Origin of the sequence: Nocardia sp. NPDC004168 (genome assembly GCF_040610355.1) — a bacterium.
Taxonomy (GTDB): domain Bacteria; phylum Actinomycetota; class Actinomycetes; order Mycobacteriales; family Mycobacteriaceae; genus Nocardia; species Nocardia sichangensis.
Genome location: NZ_JBEXME010000006.1, coordinates 80,591 through 100,970, shown reverse-complemented (window position 1 = coordinate 100,970; position 20,380 = coordinate 80,591). Strand labels below are relative to the sequence as shown.

22 protein-coding genes and 1 tRNA gene are annotated in these 20,380 nt (G+C 67.3%); 14 read left to right on the top strand and 9 right to left on the bottom strand.

Annotated features, from left to right (window positions below; genetic code table 11):
* Nucleotides 1-22 precede the first annotated feature (22 nt).
* From ABZW96_RS14410 to ABZW96_RS14390, 5 genes are all read left to right on the top strand, one after another.
* Nucleotides 23-589 carry a MogA/MoaB family molybdenum cofactor biosynthesis protein gene (locus ABZW96_RS14410; RefSeq protein WP_355074614.1) on the top strand — a complete coding sequence of 189 codons (567 nt, stop codon included), beginning with the start codon at nucleotides 23-25 and terminating at the stop codon, nucleotides 587-589.
* 693 nt (nucleotides 590-1,282) lie between these two features.
* A complete protein-coding gene (locus ABZW96_RS14405) occupies nucleotides 1,283-1,957 on the top strand; it encodes an MspA family porin (RefSeq protein WP_355074612.1) in 675 nt (224 codons plus the stop codon).
* A 66-nt stretch (nucleotides 1,958-2,023) separates the two neighbouring features.
* Nucleotides 2,024-2,695 carry an MspA family porin gene (locus ABZW96_RS14400; protein ID WP_355074610.1) on the top strand — a complete coding sequence of 224 codons (672 nt, stop codon included), beginning with the start codon at nucleotides 2,024-2,026 and terminating at the stop codon, nucleotides 2,693-2,695.
* A gap of 324 nt (nucleotides 2,696-3,019) precedes the next feature.
* Entirely contained in the window at nucleotides 3,020-3,694 is a 675-nt protein-coding gene (locus ABZW96_RS14395) for an MspA family porin (protein ID WP_355074608.1), read from the top strand.
* A gap of 65 nt (nucleotides 3,695-3,759) precedes the next feature.
* Nucleotides 3,760-4,431 (top strand): MspA family porin, encoded by a 672-nt coding sequence (locus tag ABZW96_RS14390; RefSeq protein ID WP_355074606.1) that lies wholly within the window; start codon nucleotides 3,760-3,762, stop codon nucleotides 4,429-4,431.
* A 66-nt stretch (nucleotides 4,432-4,497) separates the two neighbouring features.
* Here ABZW96_RS14390 and mscL read toward each other — a convergent pair whose 3' ends face one another.
* The 4 genes from mscL to ABZW96_RS14370 form a co-directional block, all read right to left on the bottom strand.
* Nucleotides 4,498-4,902, bottom strand: a complete 405-nt coding sequence (mscL, locus tag ABZW96_RS14385) for a large conductance mechanosensitive channel protein MscL (RefSeq protein ID WP_355074604.1) — start codon at nucleotides 4,900-4,902, stop codon at nucleotides 4,498-4,500.
* A 117-nt stretch (nucleotides 4,903-5,019) separates the two neighbouring features.
* A complete protein-coding gene (locus ABZW96_RS14380; protein ID WP_355074602.1) occupies nucleotides 5,020-5,682 on the bottom strand; it encodes an SAF domain-containing protein in 663 nt (220 codons plus the stop codon).
* Nucleotides 5,683-5,769: 87 nt separating this feature from the next.
* Nucleotides 5,770-6,069, bottom strand: a complete 300-nt coding sequence (locus tag ABZW96_RS14375; protein WP_355074600.1) for an FmdB family zinc ribbon protein — start codon at nucleotides 6,067-6,069, stop codon at nucleotides 5,770-5,772.
* A gap of 69 nt (nucleotides 6,070-6,138) precedes the next feature.
* Entirely contained in the window at nucleotides 6,139-6,747 is a 609-nt protein-coding gene (locus ABZW96_RS14370) for a 5-formyltetrahydrofolate cyclo-ligase (RefSeq protein WP_355074599.1), read from the bottom strand.
* A 67-nt stretch (nucleotides 6,748-6,814) separates the two neighbouring features.
* Here ABZW96_RS14370 and ABZW96_RS14365 point away from each other — a divergent pair, with 67 nt between their 5' ends.
* The 5 genes from ABZW96_RS14365 (at nucleotide 6,815) to ABZW96_RS14345 (ending at nucleotide 11,383) form a co-directional block, all read left to right on the top strand.
* Entirely contained in the window at nucleotides 6,815-7,771 is a 957-nt protein-coding gene (locus ABZW96_RS14365) for a UTP--glucose-1-phosphate uridylyltransferase (RefSeq protein ID WP_355074597.1), read from the top strand.
* Nucleotides 7,772-7,916: 145 nt separating this feature from the next.
* On the top strand, nucleotides 7,917-9,173 hold the full coding sequence (glp, locus tag ABZW96_RS14360; RefSeq protein WP_355074595.1) for a gephyrin-like molybdotransferase Glp: 1,257 nt from the start codon (nucleotides 7,917-7,919) through the stop codon (nucleotides 9,171-9,173).
* Nucleotides 9,174-9,185: 12 nt separating this feature from the next.
* Nucleotides 9,186-9,836 (top strand): GNAT family protein, encoded by a 651-nt coding sequence (locus ABZW96_RS14355; protein ID WP_355074593.1) that lies wholly within the window; start codon nucleotides 9,186-9,188, stop codon nucleotides 9,834-9,836.
* Between the two features lie 262 nt (nucleotides 9,837-10,098).
* Nucleotides 10,099-11,220: a gephyrin-like molybdotransferase receptor GlpR gene (gene glpR, locus ABZW96_RS14350; protein WP_355074591.1), complete on the top strand. Its 1,122-nt coding sequence runs from the start codon at nucleotides 10,099-10,101 to the stop codon at nucleotides 11,218-11,220.
* A 90-nt stretch (nucleotides 11,221-11,310) separates the two neighbouring features.
* Nucleotides 11,311-11,383, top strand: a tRNA-Ala gene (locus ABZW96_RS14345).
* Between the two features lie 257 nt (nucleotides 11,384-11,640).
* Here the strand turns inward: ABZW96_RS14345 and ABZW96_RS14340 are convergent.
* Together ABZW96_RS14340 and ABZW96_RS14335 are read right to left on the bottom strand one after the other, a co-directional pair.
* Nucleotides 11,641-12,837: a cytochrome P450 gene (locus tag ABZW96_RS14340; RefSeq protein ID WP_355075035.1), complete on the bottom strand. Its 1,197-nt coding sequence runs from the start codon at nucleotides 12,835-12,837 to the stop codon at nucleotides 11,641-11,643.
* A gap of 537 nt (nucleotides 12,838-13,374) precedes the next feature.
* Nucleotides 13,375-14,019, bottom strand: coding sequence for an HAD family phosphatase (locus ABZW96_RS14335; protein WP_355074589.1), 645 nt, complete (start codon nucleotides 14,017-14,019; stop codon nucleotides 13,375-13,377).
* A 538-nt stretch (nucleotides 14,020-14,557) separates the two neighbouring features.
* Between ABZW96_RS14335 and ABZW96_RS14330 the strand changes: the two genes are divergently transcribed.
* Nucleotides 14,558-15,505, top strand: a complete 948-nt coding sequence (locus tag ABZW96_RS14330; protein WP_355074587.1) for an RDD family protein — start codon at nucleotides 14,558-14,560, stop codon at nucleotides 15,503-15,505.
* Nucleotides 15,506-15,841: 336 nt separating this feature from the next.
* Here the strand turns inward: ABZW96_RS14330 and ABZW96_RS14325 are convergent, their stop codons facing one another.
* Both ABZW96_RS14325 and ABZW96_RS14320 read right to left on the bottom strand, forming a co-directional pair.
* Nucleotides 15,842-16,372: a hypothetical protein gene (locus tag ABZW96_RS14325; protein ID WP_355074585.1), complete on the bottom strand. Its 531-nt coding sequence runs from the start codon at nucleotides 16,370-16,372 to the stop codon at nucleotides 15,842-15,844.
* A 325-nt stretch (nucleotides 16,373-16,697) separates the two neighbouring features.
* Nucleotides 16,698-17,150, bottom strand: coding sequence for a hypothetical protein (locus ABZW96_RS14320; protein ID WP_355074583.1), 453 nt, complete (start codon nucleotides 17,148-17,150; stop codon nucleotides 16,698-16,700).
* Nucleotides 17,151-17,296: 146 nt separating this feature from the next.
* Between ABZW96_RS14320 and ABZW96_RS14315 the strand changes: the two genes are divergently transcribed.
* A complete protein-coding gene (locus tag ABZW96_RS14315) occupies nucleotides 17,297-17,923 on the top strand; it encodes a TetR/AcrR family transcriptional regulator (RefSeq protein ID WP_355074581.1) in 627 nt (208 codons plus the stop codon).
* Here the strand turns inward: ABZW96_RS14315 and ABZW96_RS14310 are convergent.
* Nucleotides 17,907-18,572: a TetR/AcrR family transcriptional regulator gene (locus tag ABZW96_RS14310; protein ID WP_355074579.1), complete on the bottom strand. Its 666-nt coding sequence runs from the start codon at nucleotides 18,570-18,572 to the stop codon at nucleotides 17,907-17,909. The genes ABZW96_RS14315 and ABZW96_RS14310 overlap by 17 nt on opposite strands.
* Before the next feature lie 101 nt (nucleotides 18,573-18,673).
* On the opposite strand from ABZW96_RS14310, the gene ABZW96_RS14305 reads away from it, so the two are divergent.
* The gene (locus tag ABZW96_RS14305) at nucleotides 18,674-20,143 is read left to right on the top strand and encodes a cytochrome P450 (RefSeq protein ID WP_355074577.1); all 1,470 of its coding nucleotides are present in this window, start codon (nucleotides 18,674-18,676) and stop codon (nucleotides 20,141-20,143) included.
* Nucleotides 20,140-20,322: a ferredoxin gene (locus tag ABZW96_RS14300; protein WP_355074575.1), complete on the top strand. Its 183-nt coding sequence runs from the start codon at nucleotides 20,140-20,142 to the stop codon at nucleotides 20,320-20,322. Before ABZW96_RS14305 ends, ABZW96_RS14300 begins: the two co-directional genes overlap by 4 nt.
* The last annotated feature ends 58 nt before the right edge of the window (nucleotides 20,323-20,380 follow it).

Sequence of the window (20,380 nt, the reverse complement as noted above, 5' to 3'; positions counted from 1 at the left end):
GGTGCCCGGCGGGCCTGGGCCGATGATCGATGTGGACGCCGACGTTCTCGGTGCGGCCGCCGAGTTGCTGGACGCAGGCGCTACGGTGAGCACCATGGAAATCGATGCTCCTGTGGCGGGGCGTGCTCTGGTGGTGGTCGTGGACGATCGGACGGCGCATGGAGGTGTTGACTCGCTCGGCCCGCTGGTCACCGAGCTGCTCACCGAAGCGGGTTTCCTCGTGGACGCGTCGGTGTCGGTGCAGGCCGACGAGGTCGAGATCCGCAACGCGCTCAACACGGCGGTGATCGGCGGCGTCGATCTGGTGATCTCCGTCGGCGGTACGGGCATGTCCCCGCGCGACGTGACGCCGGAGGCCACCTCGCAGGTGCTCGACCGCGAGTTGCCGGGGATCAGCGAAGCCCTTCGTTCCTCCGGCCGGGTGGCGGGCTCGCTGGACGCGGGCCTCTCCCGCGGTGTGGCCGGGGTGTCCGGAAGCACCTTGGTGGTCAACCTGCCCGGCACCCGTTCCGCCGTTCGCGACGGCATGGCGACGCTCGGCCCGCTCGCCAGCCGGGTGATCGGTGAACTCTCCGGATTGGTCGAGTAATCACCGCCCCCACGCCTTCTGAACACCCTCGCCCGGCGGCTCGCCGGGCGAGGGATGCCGCGCGCTTGGCGAAGGTCTTCGGCGACGCGCTGCCCGACACCACCGCCGACGAGCGCGACGAACGCGACGACGTCCGGTCCGCTGACGACTGGCTGCGCGCCCAGGTCCCCCCACATCACGGCTGAGTCCGTTATCTACGTAGTAGCTACGTAGTCCTTGTCCCGGCTTCGAAACACGCCAGTGATCATTTCTGACCGGAAGTAATCCGGACGAGATCCTTGCGGTCGTGTCCCGTATCCGTACGCTGGCCCTTCTGTGCCGCCATCTCGGTTTTCTCACCTGAACCTGCTGTAGCGAACCGGTATTTATGCACGTCAAGCCATATTCGGATGTGCGCAAGTGTGATGCGGGTCACCTTGAACTTTACGAAACTTTTCGTTGCGGCGGTCGTTACGAACCGTTTAATCTCCCATCGAGCCATTCACAATGGGACCCGCAGTCGTGGGTGCCGGCACGCGTGAAAGCCCACTCGGCGGAACCCGGCTCGGTTCCGTTGCCTCCCTGCCCGTTGCGCCGAAATAACAACCGGTTACACATCGGCAACAAAGGGGCGACACACTGAGCTGGGCCTGAGAGGACCACTGTCCAGCCTCGATGGTCGAGGTTGACTGTTTGAACCTGATGAGGGGAAGTATGAGCGAGAACCGCACCAAAGGTCTGCGCCGCGGTGCCCGCGTCGCGGGCGTAGGCGCTGCCGCGGCTGTTGCCATGGGCCTGCTTTCGACCGGTGCCGCCAATGCCGATACCTTCGTGCCGTTGCCGGACGGCCAGAAGGTAGGGCCCGGCGTGACGATCACCCGGAACGGAGAGCGGGCCCTGATTTCGCCGTCGCTGGCCGCCAACGGCGCAGGCCGGGTGGTCTGGGTGTCGGGCAATGCCGTCGCCGATGTCGCCGAGACGCCGGAAGGCACCGTCGGCCCCAACAACGGTCCGACGGGCAACCCCGGCACCAACAACTCCTCGACGCATGGTTCGTCGCAGTTGAGCACCGGTTACATCGTCGGCTGCCAGGTCAGCATCGCCGACGACGCGATCTCCGCCGGTGTGTCGGGCAGCGTGAACCTCAGCGGCGCGAGCGCCGGTGGTTCGATCGGCGTCAACCTCGGTCCCGGCGAAGTCAAGTTCGTTCAGATCGACTACAAGGACATCCTCAAGGCCGGTGTCTACTCCGTCGAATACCAGGATGCCGAGATCCAGATTCAGGGCTGCGCGGGTTACGCGCAGGCGCGTTCGTACACGGTCGTCGAGATCATCGGCGATCACTACTCGAAGACCACCCTCTACGGGATGCCGTTCAGCATCGGCTGACGTCTGTCGAATCCAACGAACCATCTTCCCGCTGAAGCGGACTCAACCCTCGAGGGATATCAAACCATGATCAACCGTAAGAACCTGGCGCGGATGGCCGGCCTCGGCGCCGCTGCCACCATCGCCATGGGCCTGTTCTCCACCGGTGCGGCGAATGCCGACACCTTCGTTCCGCTGCCGGGCGGGGAGCTGACCAAGACGCTGTCCGATGGCACCGTTGTGACCATCCGTCTGGTCGGCGAATCGGCCAACATCAGCCCGTCCATGGGCGCGACGCCGTTGCACCGCAACGCATGGGTCTCGGGCAGCGCGCAGGTCGAGCTCTCCGGCACGGCCGGGGGCAAGATCTTCCCGGGTTACACCGTGGGCTGCCAGGTGAATATCGCTGGTGGCGGTGCCACCGGTGGTGTGGATGGCAATCTGGACTGGAGCGACGGCCAGAATGTCACCGGTGGCGTGGGTGCCAACTCCGGTGGCAACTTGTCGTTGGGTCCGGGTCAGGCGAAGTCGTTCTATGTGCTCGATTTGGAGCAGGCCGACGATTTCGGTAACGAGACGCACAAGACCCGTAATGCTTTCAAGGGCACGAGTGGTTCGGTGACGTGGGCTGATGAGACCATCGGCTTGAACGGCTGCGGGGGCTACGCCCAGGCGCGGGCCTTTGTCAGCGTCGAGGTCGAGACCGACAATGTCATCACGTGGGTGACGTTGTGGGGTCAGCCCTTCAGCCTCGGCTGAGTGAACAGCGGGTGAAAAACCCATAGCGACAGATGAAATGGACCCCTCGCAGCGCGGCGGGTCCATTTCGTCATGAATTCAACTGTGCCGCAAGGGCTGCGCGATCCTAGTCGGATCCGTTACTTCGCGAGACGAATTGCCTGAATTTCCGGAAAAGTCTGGTTGATACCGAATAGCATTGTTTCGTCCGAGATCGCTCGATGACGCGATGGGCCGGCGGAACGTCTGGTGGACAACACATTCCACTGCGTGCCGTCGGCTTTGGAGGGACACGTCCCGCCTCGACACCCTGGGGCGGGCGGATGCAACCTGATGAGGAAAAACATGAGCAAGTACCGCATCAACGGTCTGTCTCGAGGCGTCCGCGTCGCGGGCGCCGCCGCCGTGGCGGCCGTAGCTACCGGTCTGTTGTCGACCGGCGCTGCCAATGCCGATACCTTCGTGCCGTTGCCGGACGGTCACAAGGCAGGACCTGGCGTGAACATCGCTCGCACCGGTGAGCGCGCCCTGATCTCCCCATCCCTTGCCGCGAACGGTGCCGGCCGTGTCGTGTGGGTTTCGGGGAACGCCATCGCCGATGTAGCCGTCACCCCCGAAGGAACGATCGGGCCGAACAACGGTCCGACCGGGAATCCGGGAACGAATAATTCGTCCACTCACGGTGCCTCGCAGTTGAGCACCGGTTACGTCGTCGGCTGCCAGGTCAGCATCGCCGACGACGCGATCTCCGCCGGTGTGTCGGGCAGCGTGAATCTCAGCGGCGCGAGCGCCGGTGGTTCGATCGGCGTCAACCTCGGTCCCGGCGAAGTGAAGTTCGTTCAGATCGATTACAAGGACATCCTGAAGCCGGGTGTGTACTCGGTGGAGTATCAGGATGCCGAGATCCAGATCCAGGGCTGCGCGGGTTACGCGCAGGCGCGTTCGTACACGGTCGTCGAGATCATCGGCGATCACTACTCGAAGACCACCCTCTACGGGATGCCGTTCAGCATCGGCTGACGCGGGTCGGATCCATCAATCTCTTTTCGCTGAAGCGAACTCGAATCTTTAGGGGAATCACCGTCATGTTCGATCGTAAAATGTCGGCACGCGCGGCCGGGCTGTGCGCGTCCGCGGCCATCGCGGTAGGCCTGCTCTCCACGGGTGCGGCGAATGCCGACACCTTCGTTCCGCTGCCGGGCGGGGAGCTGACCAAGACGCTGTCCGATGGCACCGTTGTGACCATCCGTCTGGTCGGCGAATCGGCCAACATCAGCCCGTCCATGGGCGCGACGCCGTTGCACCGCAACGCATGGGTGTCCGGTAGCGCGCAAGTGGACCTGTCCGGTGCGGCCGGGGGCAAGATCTTCCCGGGTTACACCGTGGGCTGCCAGGTGAATATCGCCGGTGGCGGTGCGACCGGTGGTGTGGACGGCAATGTCGATTGGAGCGACGGCCAGAACGTCACCGGTGGCGTCGGTGCCAACTCCGGCGGCAACCTCTCGCTCGGCCCCGGCCAGGCGAAGTCGTTCTACGTCTTGGACCTGGAGCAGGCCGACGATTTCGGTAACGAGACGCACAAGACCCGTAATGCCTTCAAGGGCACGAGTGGTTCGGTGACGTGGGCTGATGAGACCATCGGCTTGAACGGCTGCGGGGGCTACGCCCAGGCGCGGGCCTTTGTCAGCGTCGAGGTCGAGACCGACAATGTCATTACGTGGGTGACGTTGTGGGGTCAGCCCTTCAGCCTCGGCTGAGCGCGGGATACTCACGCGAACGGGCCCGTCGCCGACGGGCCCGTTTCGCATGCGGCACAGTCGAACTCAGAATTCGTGCCGCCCGCCCGAGCTGGTCTGGCCCTCGGCGAGCAGGTCGCGGATCTGGATCAGCACCTCCGAATCGGTGAGTGTGGTGTCGTCGGGCCGGAAGCGCTTCTTCAATCGCGCGGCGGGCAGCACCAGCACGAAGAACAGCACCGCGGCGATGATCAGGAAATTGATCACGGCCGTGATGATGGGACCGACCTGGACAAAGGTCGCCGGCTTGTCGGCCACCAACCGGAAACCCAGGCCGATATCGCCGGGCCCGCCGATGACGGCGAGCAGTGGATTGATGATTCCGTTGCTGATCGCGGTGATGATCGCGACGAACGCCGTACCGATGACCACGGCGACCGCCAGGTCGATCACATTCCCGCGGAACAGAAAATCTCTGAACTCTTTGAGCATGGCCGGTGTCTCCTCTTTTCCGTGGAGCTGGGCAGTCCTGCTCGGCGGTACCCGCGCGCCGGTAGGCCCGATGCTAATGAGCCATCGGCGAATATTCGGCGAAGCATGATCGGCGGGTCAGTGAAAGACGACGGTGAGTGCGGTGCGCAGGGACGCGCCCGCGACGGCGGTGGCGTGCTCGGCGTCCATCGCGACCAAGACCACGCGTTCGGCGGCTCCCCTCCCCGCGCCTGCGCCTGAGACGAGCACTACGGCGGCATCGGTGGCGAGCGTGCGGGCGGGACGGGCGCCGGGCCCACCCGCGTCTTCGGCGCCGATCACGTCGACGCGATCGCCCGCGCGCAAGATGTCGGCGACCGCCGTATCCGCGAGGCGGACGGGCACGATCCGCGCCTCGCGGGAACCGGCCGCCGCCGCGGCCAAGCGCGGGCCGACGACGCGCAGGTCGGTGAATACCTCGCCTCGGCGCATGGCGCCGGTCAGCGTCGCGCCGACGAGCGCGCCGGGATCGGTGACCGCGCCCGCCGGTAGCGTGCCCGCCTCGCGCGGGACGGCGCGCAGGTCATCTGCCTCGAGAAGTCGTCCTGGCGCGAGGTCTCGGCCCGCGACGAGCACCGTGGTGCGTTCGGCGCCGGGATCACCACGAAGGAAGAGGAACGCCGCGAGCGCGGCGAGAACGGCGGCCAGCGATCGTCGGGCGAGGACGGCGTCGGCCCAGGGCGGGCGCTGCCACCCGGAGACATTCCAGCCGCGGCCGAGATCGGCGAGTGCGCGAGTCATGGCCGGATCCTATGGCCGGACATGCGCTCGCCCGGCCAGGATCAAGGTGGGCTGTGGATAGGTGACCGGCTGTGGAAAACCGTCGAATCAGCTGGCTACGGCCGTGCTGGTGGACGCGGTCGACCCGCTCGACGAGCCGGAGTCGGAAGAAGTGGAAGACGAACTCGAGCTGCTGTCGGACTTGGCGGGCTCGCTGGCGGTGGAGGAGCCACCGCGGCTGTCGGTGCGGTAGAAGCCGCTGCCCTTGAAGACGATGCCGACCGAGTTGAACAGCTTGCGCAGCTTCCCGGAGCACTCCGAGCACACGGTCAGCGCTTCGTCCGTGAACGACTGAACGATGTCGAAGCGGTTGTCACACTGGGTGCACGCATACGAGTAAGTAGGCACAGGATCCTCCGCGGTGTTCGTCGATCTGGCACTCTACAGCCGACAGTGCCAACACCGCCAATCGGTGTTTCATTCCCCAGGGTAATCGTCGCCCAGCCGGCGCAGGCCACCGCGCGGCGTGAGCGCCCAGCCCATGCGCAGGTCGTGCGGTTCCTCCGGCAATCGGTCGACCAGTTCGTCGTCCCGGACCACCGCGACCAGGCGCGCGTCCGGCCGTGCGGCGGGCAGCGTGCGGTCGTAGTAACCGGCGCCGCGGCCGAGCCGCACGCCGCGCAGGTCCACGGCGAGAGCGGGGACGAGGATCAGTTCGGCGCGGGTGACGGTCTCCGGCGGCAGCACGGCGCCGGTGGGTTCCAGCAATCCGTAGCGGGCCCGGCGCATGGCGCTCGTTCCGGTGTATTCGGCCCAGCTCAGCGGTCCCGGCGGCCCGGTGACCGGCAGCAGTACCCGCGCACCACCGGCCAGCAGCGCGTCCAGCATCGCGGTCGATCCCGGTTCGCCCGCCACCGGTACATACGCGCAGACCCACCCGCGAGCGCTGACCGCTTCGACCGCTGCGGCCAGGGCGAACGCTTCCTTTTCGCGTTCCGTGGCAGGTATCACAGCTCGGCGGGCGAGGAGTTCGGTGCGCCATGCATGTTTGTCGCGCTCGCCGGGCATCTTCACAGTGATCACCATAGGCTCACCCCGGGACCGGTCGGCGCGACGCCGATCCGGCGGCGTGATGGATGGATAGGGTATGCGTATGACAGCAAAGGCCGGACAGCCCGGTGACGCCGCAGTGGTGTCGTGCTTCCGCACGGCCGTGGTGCCCGCTGCCGGGCTCGGAACGCGGTTCCTGCCCGCGACCAAGACGGTGCCCAAGGAACTTCTTCCTGTGGTGGACACACCCGGCATCGAGTTGGTCGCCGCCGAGGCGGCCGGTTCCGGCGCGGAGCGGCTGGTGATCGTCACGTCTCCAGGCAAGGACGGCGTCGTCGCGCACTTCGTCGAGGACCTGGTGTTGGAGAGCACGCTGGAGGAGCGCGGCAAGTTCAAGCTGCTGGAGAAGGTGCGCAAAGCGCCGGGACTGCTCGATGTCACCTCGGTGGTGCAGGAGGAGCCGCTCGGGCTCGGGCACGCCGTGGCCCAGGCCGAGCGGGCCCTCGACGCCGACGAGGACGTCATCGCCGTCCTGCTGCCCGACGACCTCGTGCTGCCTCGCGGCGTGCTGGATGTGATGTGCCGGGTGCGCCGCAAGCGCGGTGGAACGGTGCTGTGCGCCATCGACGTCCCCAAGGACGAGGTCAGCGCCTACGGTGTCTTCGATGTCGCGCCCGTGCCCGACGCGGTGAACCCGAATGTGCTGCGCGTCAAGGGCATGGTGGAGAAGCCCGCGCTCGCCGACGCGCCGTCGACGTTCGCCGCCGCGGGCCGATACCTGCTCGATCGCGCGATCTTCGACGCGCTGCGCCGCATCGAGCCCGGCGCTGGCGGCGAACTGCAACTCACCGACGCCATCGCACTGTTGATCGCCGAGGGGCATCCGGTTCATGTGGTGGTGCACCGTGGGTCGCGCCACGATTTGGGCAACCCGGGCGGTTATCTTCGTGCTGCGGTCGATTTCGCACTGGAACGAGAGGAATACGGCCCCGCTCTGCGGGAGTGGCTGCAGCACCGCCTCGGTCCGGACTGGGATCCGCAGCTGACGACCGACGACTGACGGACCCGGCCGGGGGTTTCGCCGAGAGTGGACCGTCGGGTACGAATGATGGTCACCGCGGTGCGCGCGAATGCGCTTGCGCCGCGGCGGGATCGCGCGTGCGGGCGAGATCGGATGGAGTGCGGAGAGGATCAGGAAGGGCTGGATGCGCTCGGTTGAGGATCAGCAGATCAAGGTGACCGCCGCGGCGGTCGCGCCCCGGCCGGTCCGGGTCGCGATCTCCGAGGCCCAGGGCCTGCTGTGTGCCGAGGACGTCGTCACCGAACGGCCGTTGCCGGGCTTCGACCAGGCGGCCATCGACGGTTATGCCGTGCGCAGTGTGGACGTGGCCTCCGCGGGGGCCGACATTCGGGACGAACAAGGCGAACTCGTCGACCTGACCCTTCCGGTGGTCGGCGAGGTGGTCGCCGGTTCACGTCAGCCGATCCGCTTGCAGCCTCGCCAGACCGTCCGGGTGGACACCGGCGCGCCGATGCCGACGCTCGCCGATGCCGTGCTCCCGCTGGATTTCACCGATGGCGGGCGGGCCAGGATCAAGGTGTACGAGCCGGTGCGCTCCGGCGACTACGTGCGGCGGATCGGTGACGACGTCCAGCCGGGCGATGTGGCGGTGCGTGCGGGAACCATCATCGGTGCCGCGCAGGTCGGGCTGCTCGCCGCGGTCGGTCAAGACAAAGTGCTGGTGCACCCGCGTCCGCGACTATCGGTGCTCTCCGTGGGCGGCGAGCTGATCGATATCGACCGCACCCCGGGCCCCGGCCAGGTCTACGACGTGAACTCCTACGCGCTGGCGGCGGCCGCGCGGGATGCGGGCGCGGACGTCAACCGTGTGGGCATCGTGAGTTCCGATCCGCGCAGGCTGCGCGACGTGGTCGAGGGGCAGCTGGTGCGCTCCGAGGTGGTCGTCATCGCGGGCGCGGTCGGCGGCTGGGCTTCCGAACAGGTCCGAGAGGCGCTGGAGGGCCTCGGCGAGCTCGAAATCACCCGCGTGGCCATGCATCCCGGCTCGGTGCAGGGCTTCGGGCGGCTCGGCCGCGACGAGGTGCCGACGTTCCTGCTGCCCTCCAACCCGGTGGGTGCGCTGGTGGTGTTCGAGGTGATGGTGCGGCCTTTGATCCGAATCGCGTTGGGGCGCAGGCATCCCATGCGCCGGATCATCAGCGCGCGAACCATCACGCCGATCAGTTCCATGGAGGGGCGCAAGGGGTACCTGCGCGCGCAGCTCATGCGGGACGAAGCCACCGGCGAATACCTCGTGCAGCCGCTCGGCAACGGGAACTCGTCCTCGCACCTGCTCGCCACGCTCGCCGAAGCGAACAGCCTGATCGTGATAGACCCGGACGACACCGACATCCGCACCGGTGACGAAGTCCAGGTCGCCTTTCTCGCACAGCGCGGCTGAGACGTGGAAGCTATGAACGTTTTCCGGGCCACGCAGCATCCGGGTTGGCCCGCACGACTCGGCCCGGTTCGGGTGGCGGCGGGGCAGGTGACCTTGCGTCCGGTGCGGCTGCGCGACGCGGCGGCCTGGAGCCGGATCCGGTTGCGGGACAGAGCGCATCTCGAGCCGTGGGAGCCCACCGGCCGCGGGGCGTGGGAGGCGCGCAACCACGCCTCCAACTGGCCGTCGCTGTGGTCGAGCCTGAAGGCGGAGGCCAGGCGCGGCGCGATGATCCCGTTGGTGATCGAAGTCGACGGCGCGTTCGGCGGGCAGCTGACCGTTGGCAATATCGTGCGCGGCGCACTGCGCTCGGCCTGGATCGGCTATTGGGTGGCCAAGGATCTCAGTGGGCAAGGCGTCGCGACGGCGGCGCTGGCGCTCGGTCTCGACCACTGCTTCGGGCCGGTCGGCCTGCATCGGGTGGAGGCGACCGTTCGACCCGAGAATCTGGCCAGCCAGGCGGTGTTGCGCAATGTCGGTTTCCGGGAAGAGGGGCTGCTGCGGCGCTACCTCGACGTGGACGGCGCCTGGCGGGATCACCTGCTGGTCGGCATGACCGTCGAGGAACTCGCCGGAACGGTCCTGGACCGGCTGGTGCGAGAGGGGCGCGTCACCCTGCTGTAGAACCGGCCACCGGATCGCGGTGACATTGGTGGGAATGTGACAGGTGTGGCGGATGTGCACGGCGCGCCTGCCGGAACTTGGTGCTACCCGGAATTAGCCTACGGACGTCGATGGTGCGTCTTGTGCCATCGGCAGTGAGCCTGCGAGGGGATCGGCGTCCGCGCCGTCGCGTCGGACGGGGGCCGGCCGAGCGCGGGGCGTGTGACGCGCCGCTGGCGGGCCGAGCCGGAGGAAATCCAGGCGGGACGGAGGTGTTGACGCGATGCCGAATTCGATCCTGTGGATCGGTCTGGTCGTGCTCTGGGTCTTCGTCCTGTTCCCGATCCTCGCCGACCGTCACCCCAGAATCCGCCGGACCACCGACGCCGCGCTGGCAACCAGGGTCCTGCACCGCGGCGGCGGCAAACGACGTCTGAAGAAAGGCCCGGCCGCCGGGCACGAAACCGATCCGAACTGGCGGCACCGTGGGCGACACGATGGACGCCGCGTACCGAGAGAGTATCCCCACAGCGATGATGCGGAGGACCGGATGACGACACCGGCCGACGAGCCCGTCACCGAGACCGACGAGGAGAACACACCCGCGGCCGACGACGCCGTGGCATCCGACATCGCTGCCGCCGAAACGGACGACATCGAGATCGACGACTTCGCCTCCGCCACACCGGAGGAGGACGAAGCGGAGGATTGCGAGACGCGTTACGACGAGCCGGACGACGACGAAGCCGCCGAAGTCGCTGCGAAGATCGACGCGGGGACCGATGATGACCGCGTGGGCGCACACCACCCCGAGCCGGTCGCGGCCAGAATCCCGCCTGCGCGCTCCACCGCGCCCGCCATCGTGGACTACGACGAGTACGACGACTACGACGACGCGGGCCCGGACGAGCCGGATTTCGTCCCCAGCCGCCGTGGTCGTGGCGGCTACGATCCCGAGGCCGACGCCATCGCCCGCGCGGCCCGCTACACCTTCCGGCAGCGCGCCGTGCTCGGCCTGCTGCTCACCGCCATCCTCTTCGGCGCCCTCGCGTTCGTGTTCACCCCCATGCTGTGGTGGGGTTGCGGACTCGCCCTCACGGTGTTGGCGACCTATCTGGCCTACCTTCGCAAGCAGGTGCGGATGGAGGAGGAGATCCGCCGTAACCGGGCGGCCCGCCTCAACCGCGGCCACCAAGACGAAGCCGATCCACGCGCGCGCCGGGGCCGCGCCGGGCGCGGCACCATGGACCGCGACACCGCCCGCGCGATCCGTCGCCGCTCCACCCTGATCGAGCCCGACGACGAAGACCCCATGTTCGCCCACCTCGACCCCTTCGACCCGGCCACCGCCCGCGCCCTGCGCACCCGCACCAGCGGCGACATCCGCCGCGCGGCGGGCGCGTAGTGCATCGCATTTCCGCAGGTCAGGATACCGATTCGGAGTCTAGGGGGCTGGCCTGATACAGTGTCACAGCGCGGTTCCCCGGAACCGCACGGGGCTATAGCGCAGTTGGTAGCGCGTCTCGTTCGCATCGAGAAGGTCAGGGGTTCGATTCCCCTTAGCTCCACTGAATGGCGAAGCCGCAGGTCATTGGCCTGTGGCTTCGCTGTTTTTCGGCATTGTGCGAACGCCCTGCGGCGGTTCAGTCATCGGCCGTCCTCCACACGGATCAGTGGTGGATCACCGCACCGAGCCGCGGCAGGACGAGTCGTTTCCAACTGCGCTCCACGGAATTCAGGTCGCTGGCCTGGCGGCGGGTATCACTGCGGGCCATCGAGACGGTCGCTCAGTCGCTTCCGACGCGCGTGGGAGATTGCGAGATTCTCAGTACTCGTTCAACGGAGCAGAGGGGGGAAAGGTGACCGGTAGAGCCGCCAAGGACCGGTGGAAGGGGCCAGGCCGCCAGGTCGGTGCGTCGGCCGGTATGGCCAGCTGGATCTCGGGCAGCGCATCGAGAAGCTGATCGATGGCGTTTTGAGCGAGCAGGTAGGCCACCGACTGCGCGGGGCAGGCATGTGGGCCGATGCCCCACGCCAGATGCGAGCGATTGCCTGTGTGAGTCTCGGTCCGGATCTTGGGGTCGTTGTTGCAGCCGGCCATGCTGATGAGGATCGGCTGGTGCGCGGGCAGCCAGACGTCGTCGATGAGGATCGGCTGACGGGGGTAGGTGGTGAGGAGGTTCGCCAGCGGCGGGTTCTTGAACAAGACTTCGTCCAAGGCGTCTCGGGTGGACAGGTTCCCGCCGACGACACTTCCGCCGAAGCGTTCGTCGGTAAGGATCAGCAGCAGGGTGTTGCCGATCAGGTTCTGTTGCAGTTCGATCCCGGCGCCGTAGACGCTGTTCAGTTGGTGGATCATCTCCAGTTCATCGAGTTCGGCCGGATGCCGCAGTAGTAGCGAGGTGATGTCGTTGCCAGGATGGGTCCGTTTGAGGGCCAGCAGTTCCAGCAGCGCCTCGATGATCATCTTGTTGCCGTCCTCGGCATCGATCCCCTCGAACATCGCGGCCATGCCTGCGGCGACCCGCTGTCCGATTTCCGGCGGGCAGCCCAGCAGAGCATCGGTGACCGCGAATGCGAGCGGCAACGCGTACTGACTGATCAGATCGGCTGTACCGGCCTGGCAAAAGGTGTTGATCAGCGGGATGGCGATCTTCTCCACCGTGGCATCGAGAGCGTACAGATCCACCGCGTTGATACTCGTGGTGATTGCCTGCCGGTAGCGCTGCAGGGCCGCTCCGTCGCTTCGACTGCCGGTGGGGCGCCACTCCATAAGCGGCAGGACGGGGCAGTCGGCCGGGATGTTCTGCTGCCAGGTGCGCGGATCGACAGGGAAGTGCTCGGGATCGTTGAGGATCCGCAGCGCGGTGTCATACCCGACCACCAACGTGGCCGGCACGCCCGGCGCCAGCTCAACCGGAGCCAAAGAGCCGTATTGTGCTCGCATTTCGTCGTAAACACGGTGCGGATCCGCGGCGAATTCCGACGAGTACAGCGACACCCTCGGACCTTCGGTAGCCATCGGCGAGCCGTGGACGACTGGACAGGCTGGGGTTTCCAGTCGGGACCGTGGCGTACTCAAGAATGGTGCTCCAGATGTTCGTGTGTGCTGTTTTGGGGACGCGGTCTTCGGCGCATCCCTGTTTTCGGTCGCCGAACCATTGCTGCAACTTCGAGAAGCGTACTTTCCAAGGGGATTTCGTGCCACTCGTTCCGCGCCGCATCGGCAGCAGCCGATGCGAGGTATCGTGCGTCGAATGCGGTTGGTGAAGGTCTGATGGGTCGATGGCGTGCTTTCTTGCCGCCTACGACCTGGCCCGCGGCGCGCCCTGGCACACGACCGCTCACATTCGCCGAGTACCTCCCGGTGTGATTCGAATAGCCGGCCCTGCGACCGTCAGCAGGTTCGGGTTGTGCAGCATTAGGCCCACCAAAGGCGAGTGCTCGGGTAGAGCACTCGCCTTTTTGTTTCTGTGTGGCGTCTGGCCGGGCTCGTGTCCACCACCGAGCGGCAGCGGTGTTGTGTCGATCCCGGCGATGCTGTGTGAACCCGCAGGACCTACGCGGCGATGGTGGTGACGCGGAGGTGCGCCTCGATATCGGTGGGGGAGCCGGTGTAGTGGAGGGTGCGTAGGCCGAGGCTTGCGGCGGCTTGGCAGTTGTCGGCGCGGTCGTCGACGAACAGGACGCGACTGGGGTCGTGAACTCCGGTCGCGGCGAGGGCGTTTCGGTAGGTGTCGGGGTGGGGTTTGTTCATGCCGAGGCGGGCCGAGTAGAGGGCGTCGGTCATCAGGGTGCGCCAGTCGGAGGCGTCGAGGGCATCGCCGACCGGGTGGGGTGCGTTGGAGAGCAGCACCATCGGGAGATCTGCCCGGTGGGCATGGTGGAGGAGGGCTACGACGCGGTCGTCGGTCCGGGTCCACAGCGCGGTGTCGACGGCGCGCAACTGGGTGAGCAATTCCGGGTCCGGGCGATGGCCGAGCACGGTCGTCCAGAAGTCCGCGTCGTCGAAGTCGCCGGAGTCGTAGGGTTCGCGGGCGCTCCAGAAGACATTTTGGAAGAGCTCGAGCTGGTCTGCGTGCCATCCGGCGAGTTCGGCGAGCTCGCTCCACATGGGAACAGTGGGCTGCAGGCCGATGACGCCGTTGTAGTCGAAGATGACCGCGTCGAGTTCCACGGACTGGTGCGGTAGTGCAGTAATCACCGGTGCTCCAAGGCTTGATGGGACGGACGGCCACGCCTGCGAGGACAGGGTGGCAGGCATGAGGGGATGCCGTGGGTATGACGATTCCCGCCTCCTTCCATGACGGAAGAGGCGTGCGAACTGTGGATCGAAGGAAGGTTCCGCGAGTCAAAGGCTGGAGGTGGTGCGCGACGCTGCGCGAACAAGCCGAAACCTACCAAGGGGTACGTCGGGGTACCACTCGAGACGGGCCTTGGTGATCCGCTCCACAAAGTGCCGTCCACAGGTCTCACCGGCGTCGGAATCGAGATCACTCACCGAGGTCGGCCGACAGTCTGCGCACGAATAACGTTCGGCGCTTGTCGTTCTCGGAGATGCGCAGTGCGTCGGGAGCCGCCGTCGGGCCCATGGGCGGCAGGTCGAAACGCGATCGAACCGGGGCGGCTCGCTGACCGTCGGTCGAACGATGGATACCGGAACAACGTTGTGAGCTGCGACGATTCGTGCCGGAGTCGCCCCGGAGCGGGTGCCGTGTCGATTCGGGATGGAGGTGCTCGGGATGGCCGACGGGCAGGGGGCTGGGGACCTGGTTCCGGCAGGGCGGCGGGCGGCGGCTTGGGGGGTGGATTTCGGTCTCGTGCTGGGGTTGGCGGTGTTGTTGGGGACGGTGACGCACTATCGGATCGCCGATTACCTTTCGGGCTGGGCGGATCTCGCTGGGACCGGTGTGTGGGATGTGATTCAGTCGAATGGGAACTGGGGTGGGGCGGGCAAGACGTTCGGTATGGACGTCGTGCATACGGTGCTCGTCTTCATCATCGAAGCATTCGGCGCGTTGATCGCGGCGACGTTCGCCTATCAGTTCGCTGGATTGGCTTGGCAAGGACGCACTTTGGGCAAAGTCCTGCTCGATCTCCGAGTGGGGTCGGTGCGCGGCGGCGAGGACGGACTGGGGCGAGGGCAGGCGGCGCGGCGCGCTTTCGTGGGCACGATGACCGACGTCGGGCTGTACTCGTGCGCGTGCATCGCGCTATTGGCGGGCCAGTTCCTTCTGTCCTTCGTGCTGTGGCTGATCGCGATCGTCGTCTTGGTGATCAACGCGGTGTGCGTCTTCGGTTCGAGCCGCCGCTCCCTGGTCGATCGGGTCGCGGGAACTGTCGTCGTGCAGGCCGGAGTGTTGCGGAAGTCGTTGGAAACGGCCAGGGACCACGTGGTTGTGCAGCGCGGAATTCAGGGCGCGCAGGATGGGATCGAGCACATCCAAACGGCGACACGGCAGATAGCGCAGCGTGCCACCCCCGAGCAGATGCGGCAGCTGCGCGATTCCGAACGGGCCGCGCAACTGCGCGAACTCGGGCAAGACGTCGGTCGTCGGACCGTGGAGTCGGCTCGGCGGGCGATCGCATCGGAACGCGGTCAGCAGGCGCAGCGTGTGGCCAAGCGGGCTGGTGCGGGGCTGCGGGGAGCATACGAGCGGCGTCGTGGCACTGGGAACCGTGAGGGATGACTATGGACCACTTGTCCGAGGACGCGGCTGGGAATTCACGGCCTGGAACGAAGGCATGCTGACCTCGTGCGCCAGAGTCGAGCCGTCGAGCACGTGGTGGCGATGGAACGGGGCGATCGCGGATACGACCCGGTAGCACCCGGTACCTTCTGCGACTCGATCGGCGCCGACTTGGACCAGTTGGTGACCCGCCGCCCGCACCGCGAACCACCTTCCGCCGCGACTCGGCCGAGGGAAGCGCCCAAGAAGGCGCGCTCATGGTCGAGGTGGTTCTGATACCGGGCAGCCCGCTCGCGTAGGCGAAGGCGCCGAGGAATCCCGCGCCTGCCTGCCCTCTCAGGCGGTGGCGGTTCGCAGTGCGAACCATCCCGTGCCAGGGTCGGCGTAACCGTGGTACATCAGGCGCACTCGCTGATCGACTTCGAAGAGGCGATAGACCGCGAGCATGGCGCGGGCGGTCGCTTCCTGCTGGAAGTCGTCGATGCGGCGGTACCCGATCGGGTGCTCGGGCAGCAGCTCCAGGCGGGTGAGTTCGGTGGGATCGGTGACTTCCAGGCCCATCGGTGCGGCGTCGGTGATGTGGTGGTCGTGCAGGATGTCGTGGATCCGGTGCGGGTCGGGGCGGCCGGAGCGGAATCGGTGGACTTCGGCGCGCAGCGCTGGACCGGCGGGCTCGCTCTCGACCACGTCGATCAGCTCGGGATCGACGCTCGGTGTTCCGGTGTCCTCGGCGATCGGGGTTTGTTCGAGCAGGTGCAGCATGTTGCCGCCGGGAATCAGTGGCTCCGGGGCGAGGAACAGGGTGACCGTCGGGCAGACGCAGCCCTGGCCGAGCAGACAGACACGCATGTGGAACGAATCGGGCATGCGGCCCTCCTCCATCGGGACGGGCCGTGAGTAGACGGCCCTTTGCTGGATCGGGACTTCGTGGTGTGCCGATCGCGGAATCGCCCTGGCGCTTCTACGGTCGACCGTGCCGCAGTTCCCCAGTCTAGGAGCCGGGCACCGCCCGCGCATCGGCATCTTCCGCCTCGGTTCACGGAACATGGAGGCAGGAAAAGCAGGCGCAGGGTGATGATCAGCCGGGCAGACGGCAGAGTCCGAGGGTCTTGCTGCGCAGGGCTCCGAGGCTGATCTTGTCGCGATATCGGACGCGGCGGTGAAGCGGGGGCGTGGCGGGCGCAACCGCCGCTCAGCTGATCCGTATCTCGACCGGCGGAGCCGCTACATGCGGATAGTCGGTGGTCACGTCGACCCGCACTCGACCCGGGCCGGTGGGCAGGGCGGCGAAGACGGTCGCGGCCGGCTGGTTCCGAGCGGTCTTGTCGCTGACGGGCACGGCCACCGTGCCTGCCGCGCCGGTGTCGAGGTTGCGCCAATTGGCGAACGCCGTGAAGGTGCACGGCATGCCCATCGGCGTGTCGCTGACGAAGCTGATGCCGAAACGGGCCGCCCCGGGCATTCCGGCGGGCGAGGAGACGCCCGCTCGGCCTTCGCCGTAGCAGGTGTCGCCGAAAGTGCGGATGACTCCGATGTTCACGAATGCGGGTTCGTCCGCGGTCGCGGGACCCGCCGACGCCGCGAACCCGCCGACGCACAGCGCCGCGATCAGGGCGCTTCGTCCGACCAACTGCCTGTTTCGCACTGCCGATCACGCTCCTTCTTCGTCGAATCGAGCACTCTCGGACGGTCATTGTGCCCCGTTAGTCGGCGTTCGCGGTTCGATCGCGCGCCACGTCGTCGCGTGTCGACCCGGCACGCGAGCCGCGCACGCACGCATAGCATCGGAGTGTGGAGCGAGGATCGTTGCTGAAGGCTCGGGCCGGCGGGAAACTGCACGGCGGCAATCACGGGATCGCGCCGGAAGAGGTGGTGGCCGCGCAGCGGGCCCGCATGCTGGTGGCGATGATCGAAGCGGCTGCGGACAAGGGCTACGCGGCGGCGACGGTGGCGGACGTGCTGAAGCGGGCCGAGGTGTCCAGGATGACCTTCTACCAGCACTTCGCGAACAAGGAGGCGTGCTTCCTCGCCGCCTACGACATGGCCGTGGAGATCGTGATGACCAGGATCACGGGCGCGCTCACCGCTGACGGCACGCCGCTCGAGCGGATCGATCGGGCACTCGACGCCTACTTCTCCACCCTCGCGCAAGAACCACAGGTGGCGAAGGTCTTCCTGGTGGAGGTGTACGCGGCGGGAAGGCCGGTGCTGGAGCGGCGGTTGGCGACCCAGGCGGCTTTGGTGGACGGTTTCGCCGAGGCGCTCGGCGCGACGCGCCCGCATCAGCAGCTGGCGGGCGAGGCGGTGATCGGCGCGGTCGTCTCGCTGGCGACCAACCGCGTCGTCGCAGGGGACTTCACCGCGCTGGCCGGGTTGCGCGAGCCGCTGATGTCGTCGCTGATCAGGAATCTGGTGTGAGGCCGGACAGTCGTCCGGCGACCGCGGGCAGCCGATCCAGCATCGCCACGGTGAAATCGGCCAGCAGCGTGATCAGCCCGTCGCGGTCGACGTCGAGCCCCCCGTCCAGCCAGACGAGAACCAGTTCCGCCGCGCCGCCGGTGATCAGCTGGGAAGTCGCGGCGATCGCGGTGTCCTGCCCTTCGGGCAGCTCGAGCACCAGGCGGGTCTGCTCGATGATGACGTCGGCGACCTGGCGCATGCCCGCGAACCGGCTGCGCATGAGTGCCTCGTCGCCGTAGGTCTGGGCGAACGCCACTTTCGCGCGTCGCGGATCGTCGGTGAGTTCGACGATGAGGGCCGCCACTCCGGCGCGGATCCGGTCGGCGGGCGTGCCCGTGGTCTCGGCGACGGCGGCCTTCGCCCGGTCCAGCGCCGCCTGCTGGATCTCCACCAGCACCCCGGAGGCCAGCGCGTCGCGGTCGGGGAACGCCTCGTAGAAGAAGCGCGGGCCGACCTTGGCCTGTTCGCACACCCCGCGCACGGTCAACGCCGACAGTCCCTGTGTGCCGATGATGTCGAGGGCGGCGTCGAGCAACCGCCTGCGCCGGTCCTCGCGGCGCTCGGCCGTGGAGGCTCCGCGGTAGGTGCCGCTGACGGTACGGGTCACCCCGCCAGCTTGGCACAGCCAAAATTGGGAAACAACCGTTTACGGAAACGATGGTTTCCTCTATCGTCGGACTATCGCAGTGTCGCGAAGGGAAGACGGTCATGAGTCTGCTTGTGCCCCAGTCGTTCGATGAGATCTCCGGCACGATCCGCCAGGCGCGGACCACCTGGGCGTGGCACGCGCAGCGCGCGGCCGCGCGCGCGGTCGCGCATTACCCGGCGCAGGTGCGGCCGCTGGCCGATCCGCCGCCGGGCAGCGGACTGAAACCGGTGCTCGGTGACTTCGGGCTCCCCGGCATCGGATACACCTTGCACGCGTTGGCCGACCCGATCCAATTCGCGCGGAAGCGTTTCGACCGCTTCGGCCCGGTGCAGTGGTTCGGCATGCTCGGTCGGCGCATGGTCACCTTCGGCAGTCCGGAGGGCTACGAGGCGGTGATGCTGGACCGCGACAAGGTGTTGTCGGCGCAGCGCGGCTGGGAGTGGCTGATCGGCCCGTTCTTCCGCGGAGGTCTGCTACTGCGCGATTTCGACGACCACCTCTTCCATCGGCGCGTGATGCAGCAGGCCTTCACGCGGCCGCGGTTGATCGGGTACCTCGACCTGACCACGCCTCGGATCACCCGCGGCATCGCGCAGTGGGAGCCCGCCGACGATTTCCCGGTCTACCGGTCGATCAAGAAACTGCTGCTCCAGCAGGCCACCGAAGTCTTCGCGGGCGCCGAATCCGGCGCGGGCTCGGCACGATTGGAGCGCGCCTTCGAGGACGCGGTGCGCGGCGGGGCCGCCTTGATCCGGGCGAACGTGCCGGGCGGTGTGTGGGCCCGCGGCGTGCGCGGCCGCCGGGTGCTCGAGGAGCACTTCCGCCGCGAGTTGCCCGCGAAGCGCGCGGGCGGCGGCAGCGATCTGTTCAGCGTGCTGTGCCGGGCCCGCACCGCCGACGGCGAGACCTTCACCGACGCCGAGGTGATCGAGCACATGATCTTCGTGATGATGGCGGCCCACGACACCAGCACCATCGCCGCGTCCATGCTGGTCTACGAACTCGGCAGGCACCCCGAATGGCAGGAGCGGCTGCGCGCCGAATCCGTCGCGCTGGGCAAGCCGGCGCTGGACTACGACGATCTCGACCGCCTGCCCTCGCTCGATCTCGCGTTCAAGGAAGCGCTGCGGGTCTACTCGCCGGTGGCCCAGCAGGTCCGCGAAACCATCGCCGACGCCGACATCCTCGGCTACTACCTGCCGAAGGGGACGTTCATCCTCTGTGGCACGTACGGGCTGATGCGCAACGAGGAGTACTGGCACGATCCCGATACCTTCGACCCGGAACGTTTCGCCGAGCACCGTCGTGAGGACAGATCGCACCGCTTCGCCTGGGCGCCTTTCGGTGGCGGGGCGCACAAGTGCATAGGCCTCTACTTCGGCGGCATGACCGTGAAAGCCGTAGTGCATCAAATGCTGTTGCGGTATCGCTGGAGCGTGCCGGACGGCTACCAGCTGCCCCTGGTCGCCGGAACCGGACCGGTGCCCGCCGATGGTTTGCCCATCCGGCTGGAGCGGATCGTCCGATGAGGATCATCGCCGACCGAATCGTCTGCGCGGGGCACGGCATGTGCGAAGCGCTGGCGCCGGATCTGTTCCGGGTCGGCGCGGACGGGATCGTCGTGCCGCCCGACACCGTCACGAGCGATCGGGAGCTGCTCGAGCTCGTCGTCGACAGCTGCCCGGTCGCGGCGCTGCGGCTGAGCTGAGGTCTCCCGGCTCGTTTCGCGTCCTCGGCGCTGGGTACCGCGAACTGCGATATTCGAG

Bases quoted from the DNA above. Each gene is read 5' to 3' on its own strand.
- ABZW96_RS14380 (WP_355074602.1), bottom strand. From the start codon at position 5,682: ATGACTCGCGCACTCGCCGATCTCGGCCGCGGCTGGAATGTCTCCGGG.
- ABZW96_RS14395 (WP_355074608.1), top strand. From the start codon at position 3,020: ATGAGCAAGTACCGCATCAACGGTCTGTCTCGAGGCGTCCGCGTCGCG.
- ABZW96_RS14325 (WP_355074585.1), bottom strand. From the start codon at position 16,372: ATGCCCGATTCGTTCCACATGCGTGTCTGTCTGCTCGGCCAGGGCTGC.
- mscL (WP_355074604.1), bottom strand. From the start codon at position 4,902: ATGCTCAAAGAGTTCAGAGATTTTCTGTTCCGCGGGAATGTGATCGAC.
- ABZW96_RS14305 (WP_355074577.1), top strand. From the start codon at position 18,674: ATGAGTCTGCTTGTGCCCCAGTCGTTCGATGAGATCTCCGGCACGATC.
- ABZW96_RS14330 (WP_355074587.1), top strand. From the start codon at position 14,558: ATGGCCGACGGGCAGGGGGCTGGGGACCTGGTTCCGGCAGGGCGGCGG.
- glpR (WP_355074591.1), top strand. From the start codon at position 10,099: ATGCCGAATTCGATCCTGTGGATCGGTCTGGTCGTGCTCTGGGTCTTC.
- ABZW96_RS14390 (WP_355074606.1), top strand. From the start codon at position 3,760: ATGTTCGATCGTAAAATGTCGGCACGCGCGGCCGGGCTGTGCGCGTCC.
- ABZW96_RS14300 (WP_355074575.1), top strand. From the start codon at position 20,140: ATGAGGATCATCGCCGACCGAATCGTCTGCGCGGGGCACGGCATGTGC.
- ABZW96_RS14365 (WP_355074597.1), top strand. From the start codon at position 6,815: ATGACAGCAAAGGCCGGACAGCCCGGTGACGCCGCAGTGGTGTCGTGC.
- ABZW96_RS14370 (WP_355074599.1), bottom strand. From the start codon at position 6,747: ATGGTGATCACTGTGAAGATGCCCGGCGAGCGCGACAAACATGCATGG.
- ABZW96_RS14405 (WP_355074612.1), top strand. From the start codon at position 1,283: ATGAGCGAGAACCGCACCAAAGGTCTGCGCCGCGGTGCCCGCGTCGCG.
- glp (WP_355074595.1), top strand. From the start codon at position 7,917: ATGCGCTCGGTTGAGGATCAGCAGATCAAGGTGACCGCCGCGGCGGTC.
- ABZW96_RS14410 (WP_355074614.1), top strand. From the start codon at position 23: ATGATCGATGTGGACGCCGACGTTCTCGGTGCGGCCGCCGAGTTGCTG.
- ABZW96_RS14400 (WP_355074610.1), top strand. From the start codon at position 2,024: ATGATCAACCGTAAGAACCTGGCGCGGATGGCCGGCCTCGGCGCCGCT.
- ABZW96_RS14355 (WP_355074593.1), top strand. From the start codon at position 9,186: ATGAACGTTTTCCGGGCCACGCAGCATCCGGGTTGGCCCGCACGACTC.
- ABZW96_RS14340 (WP_355075035.1), bottom strand. From the start codon at position 12,837: ATGGCTACCGAAGGTCCGAGGGTGTCGCTGTACTCGTCGGAATTCGCC.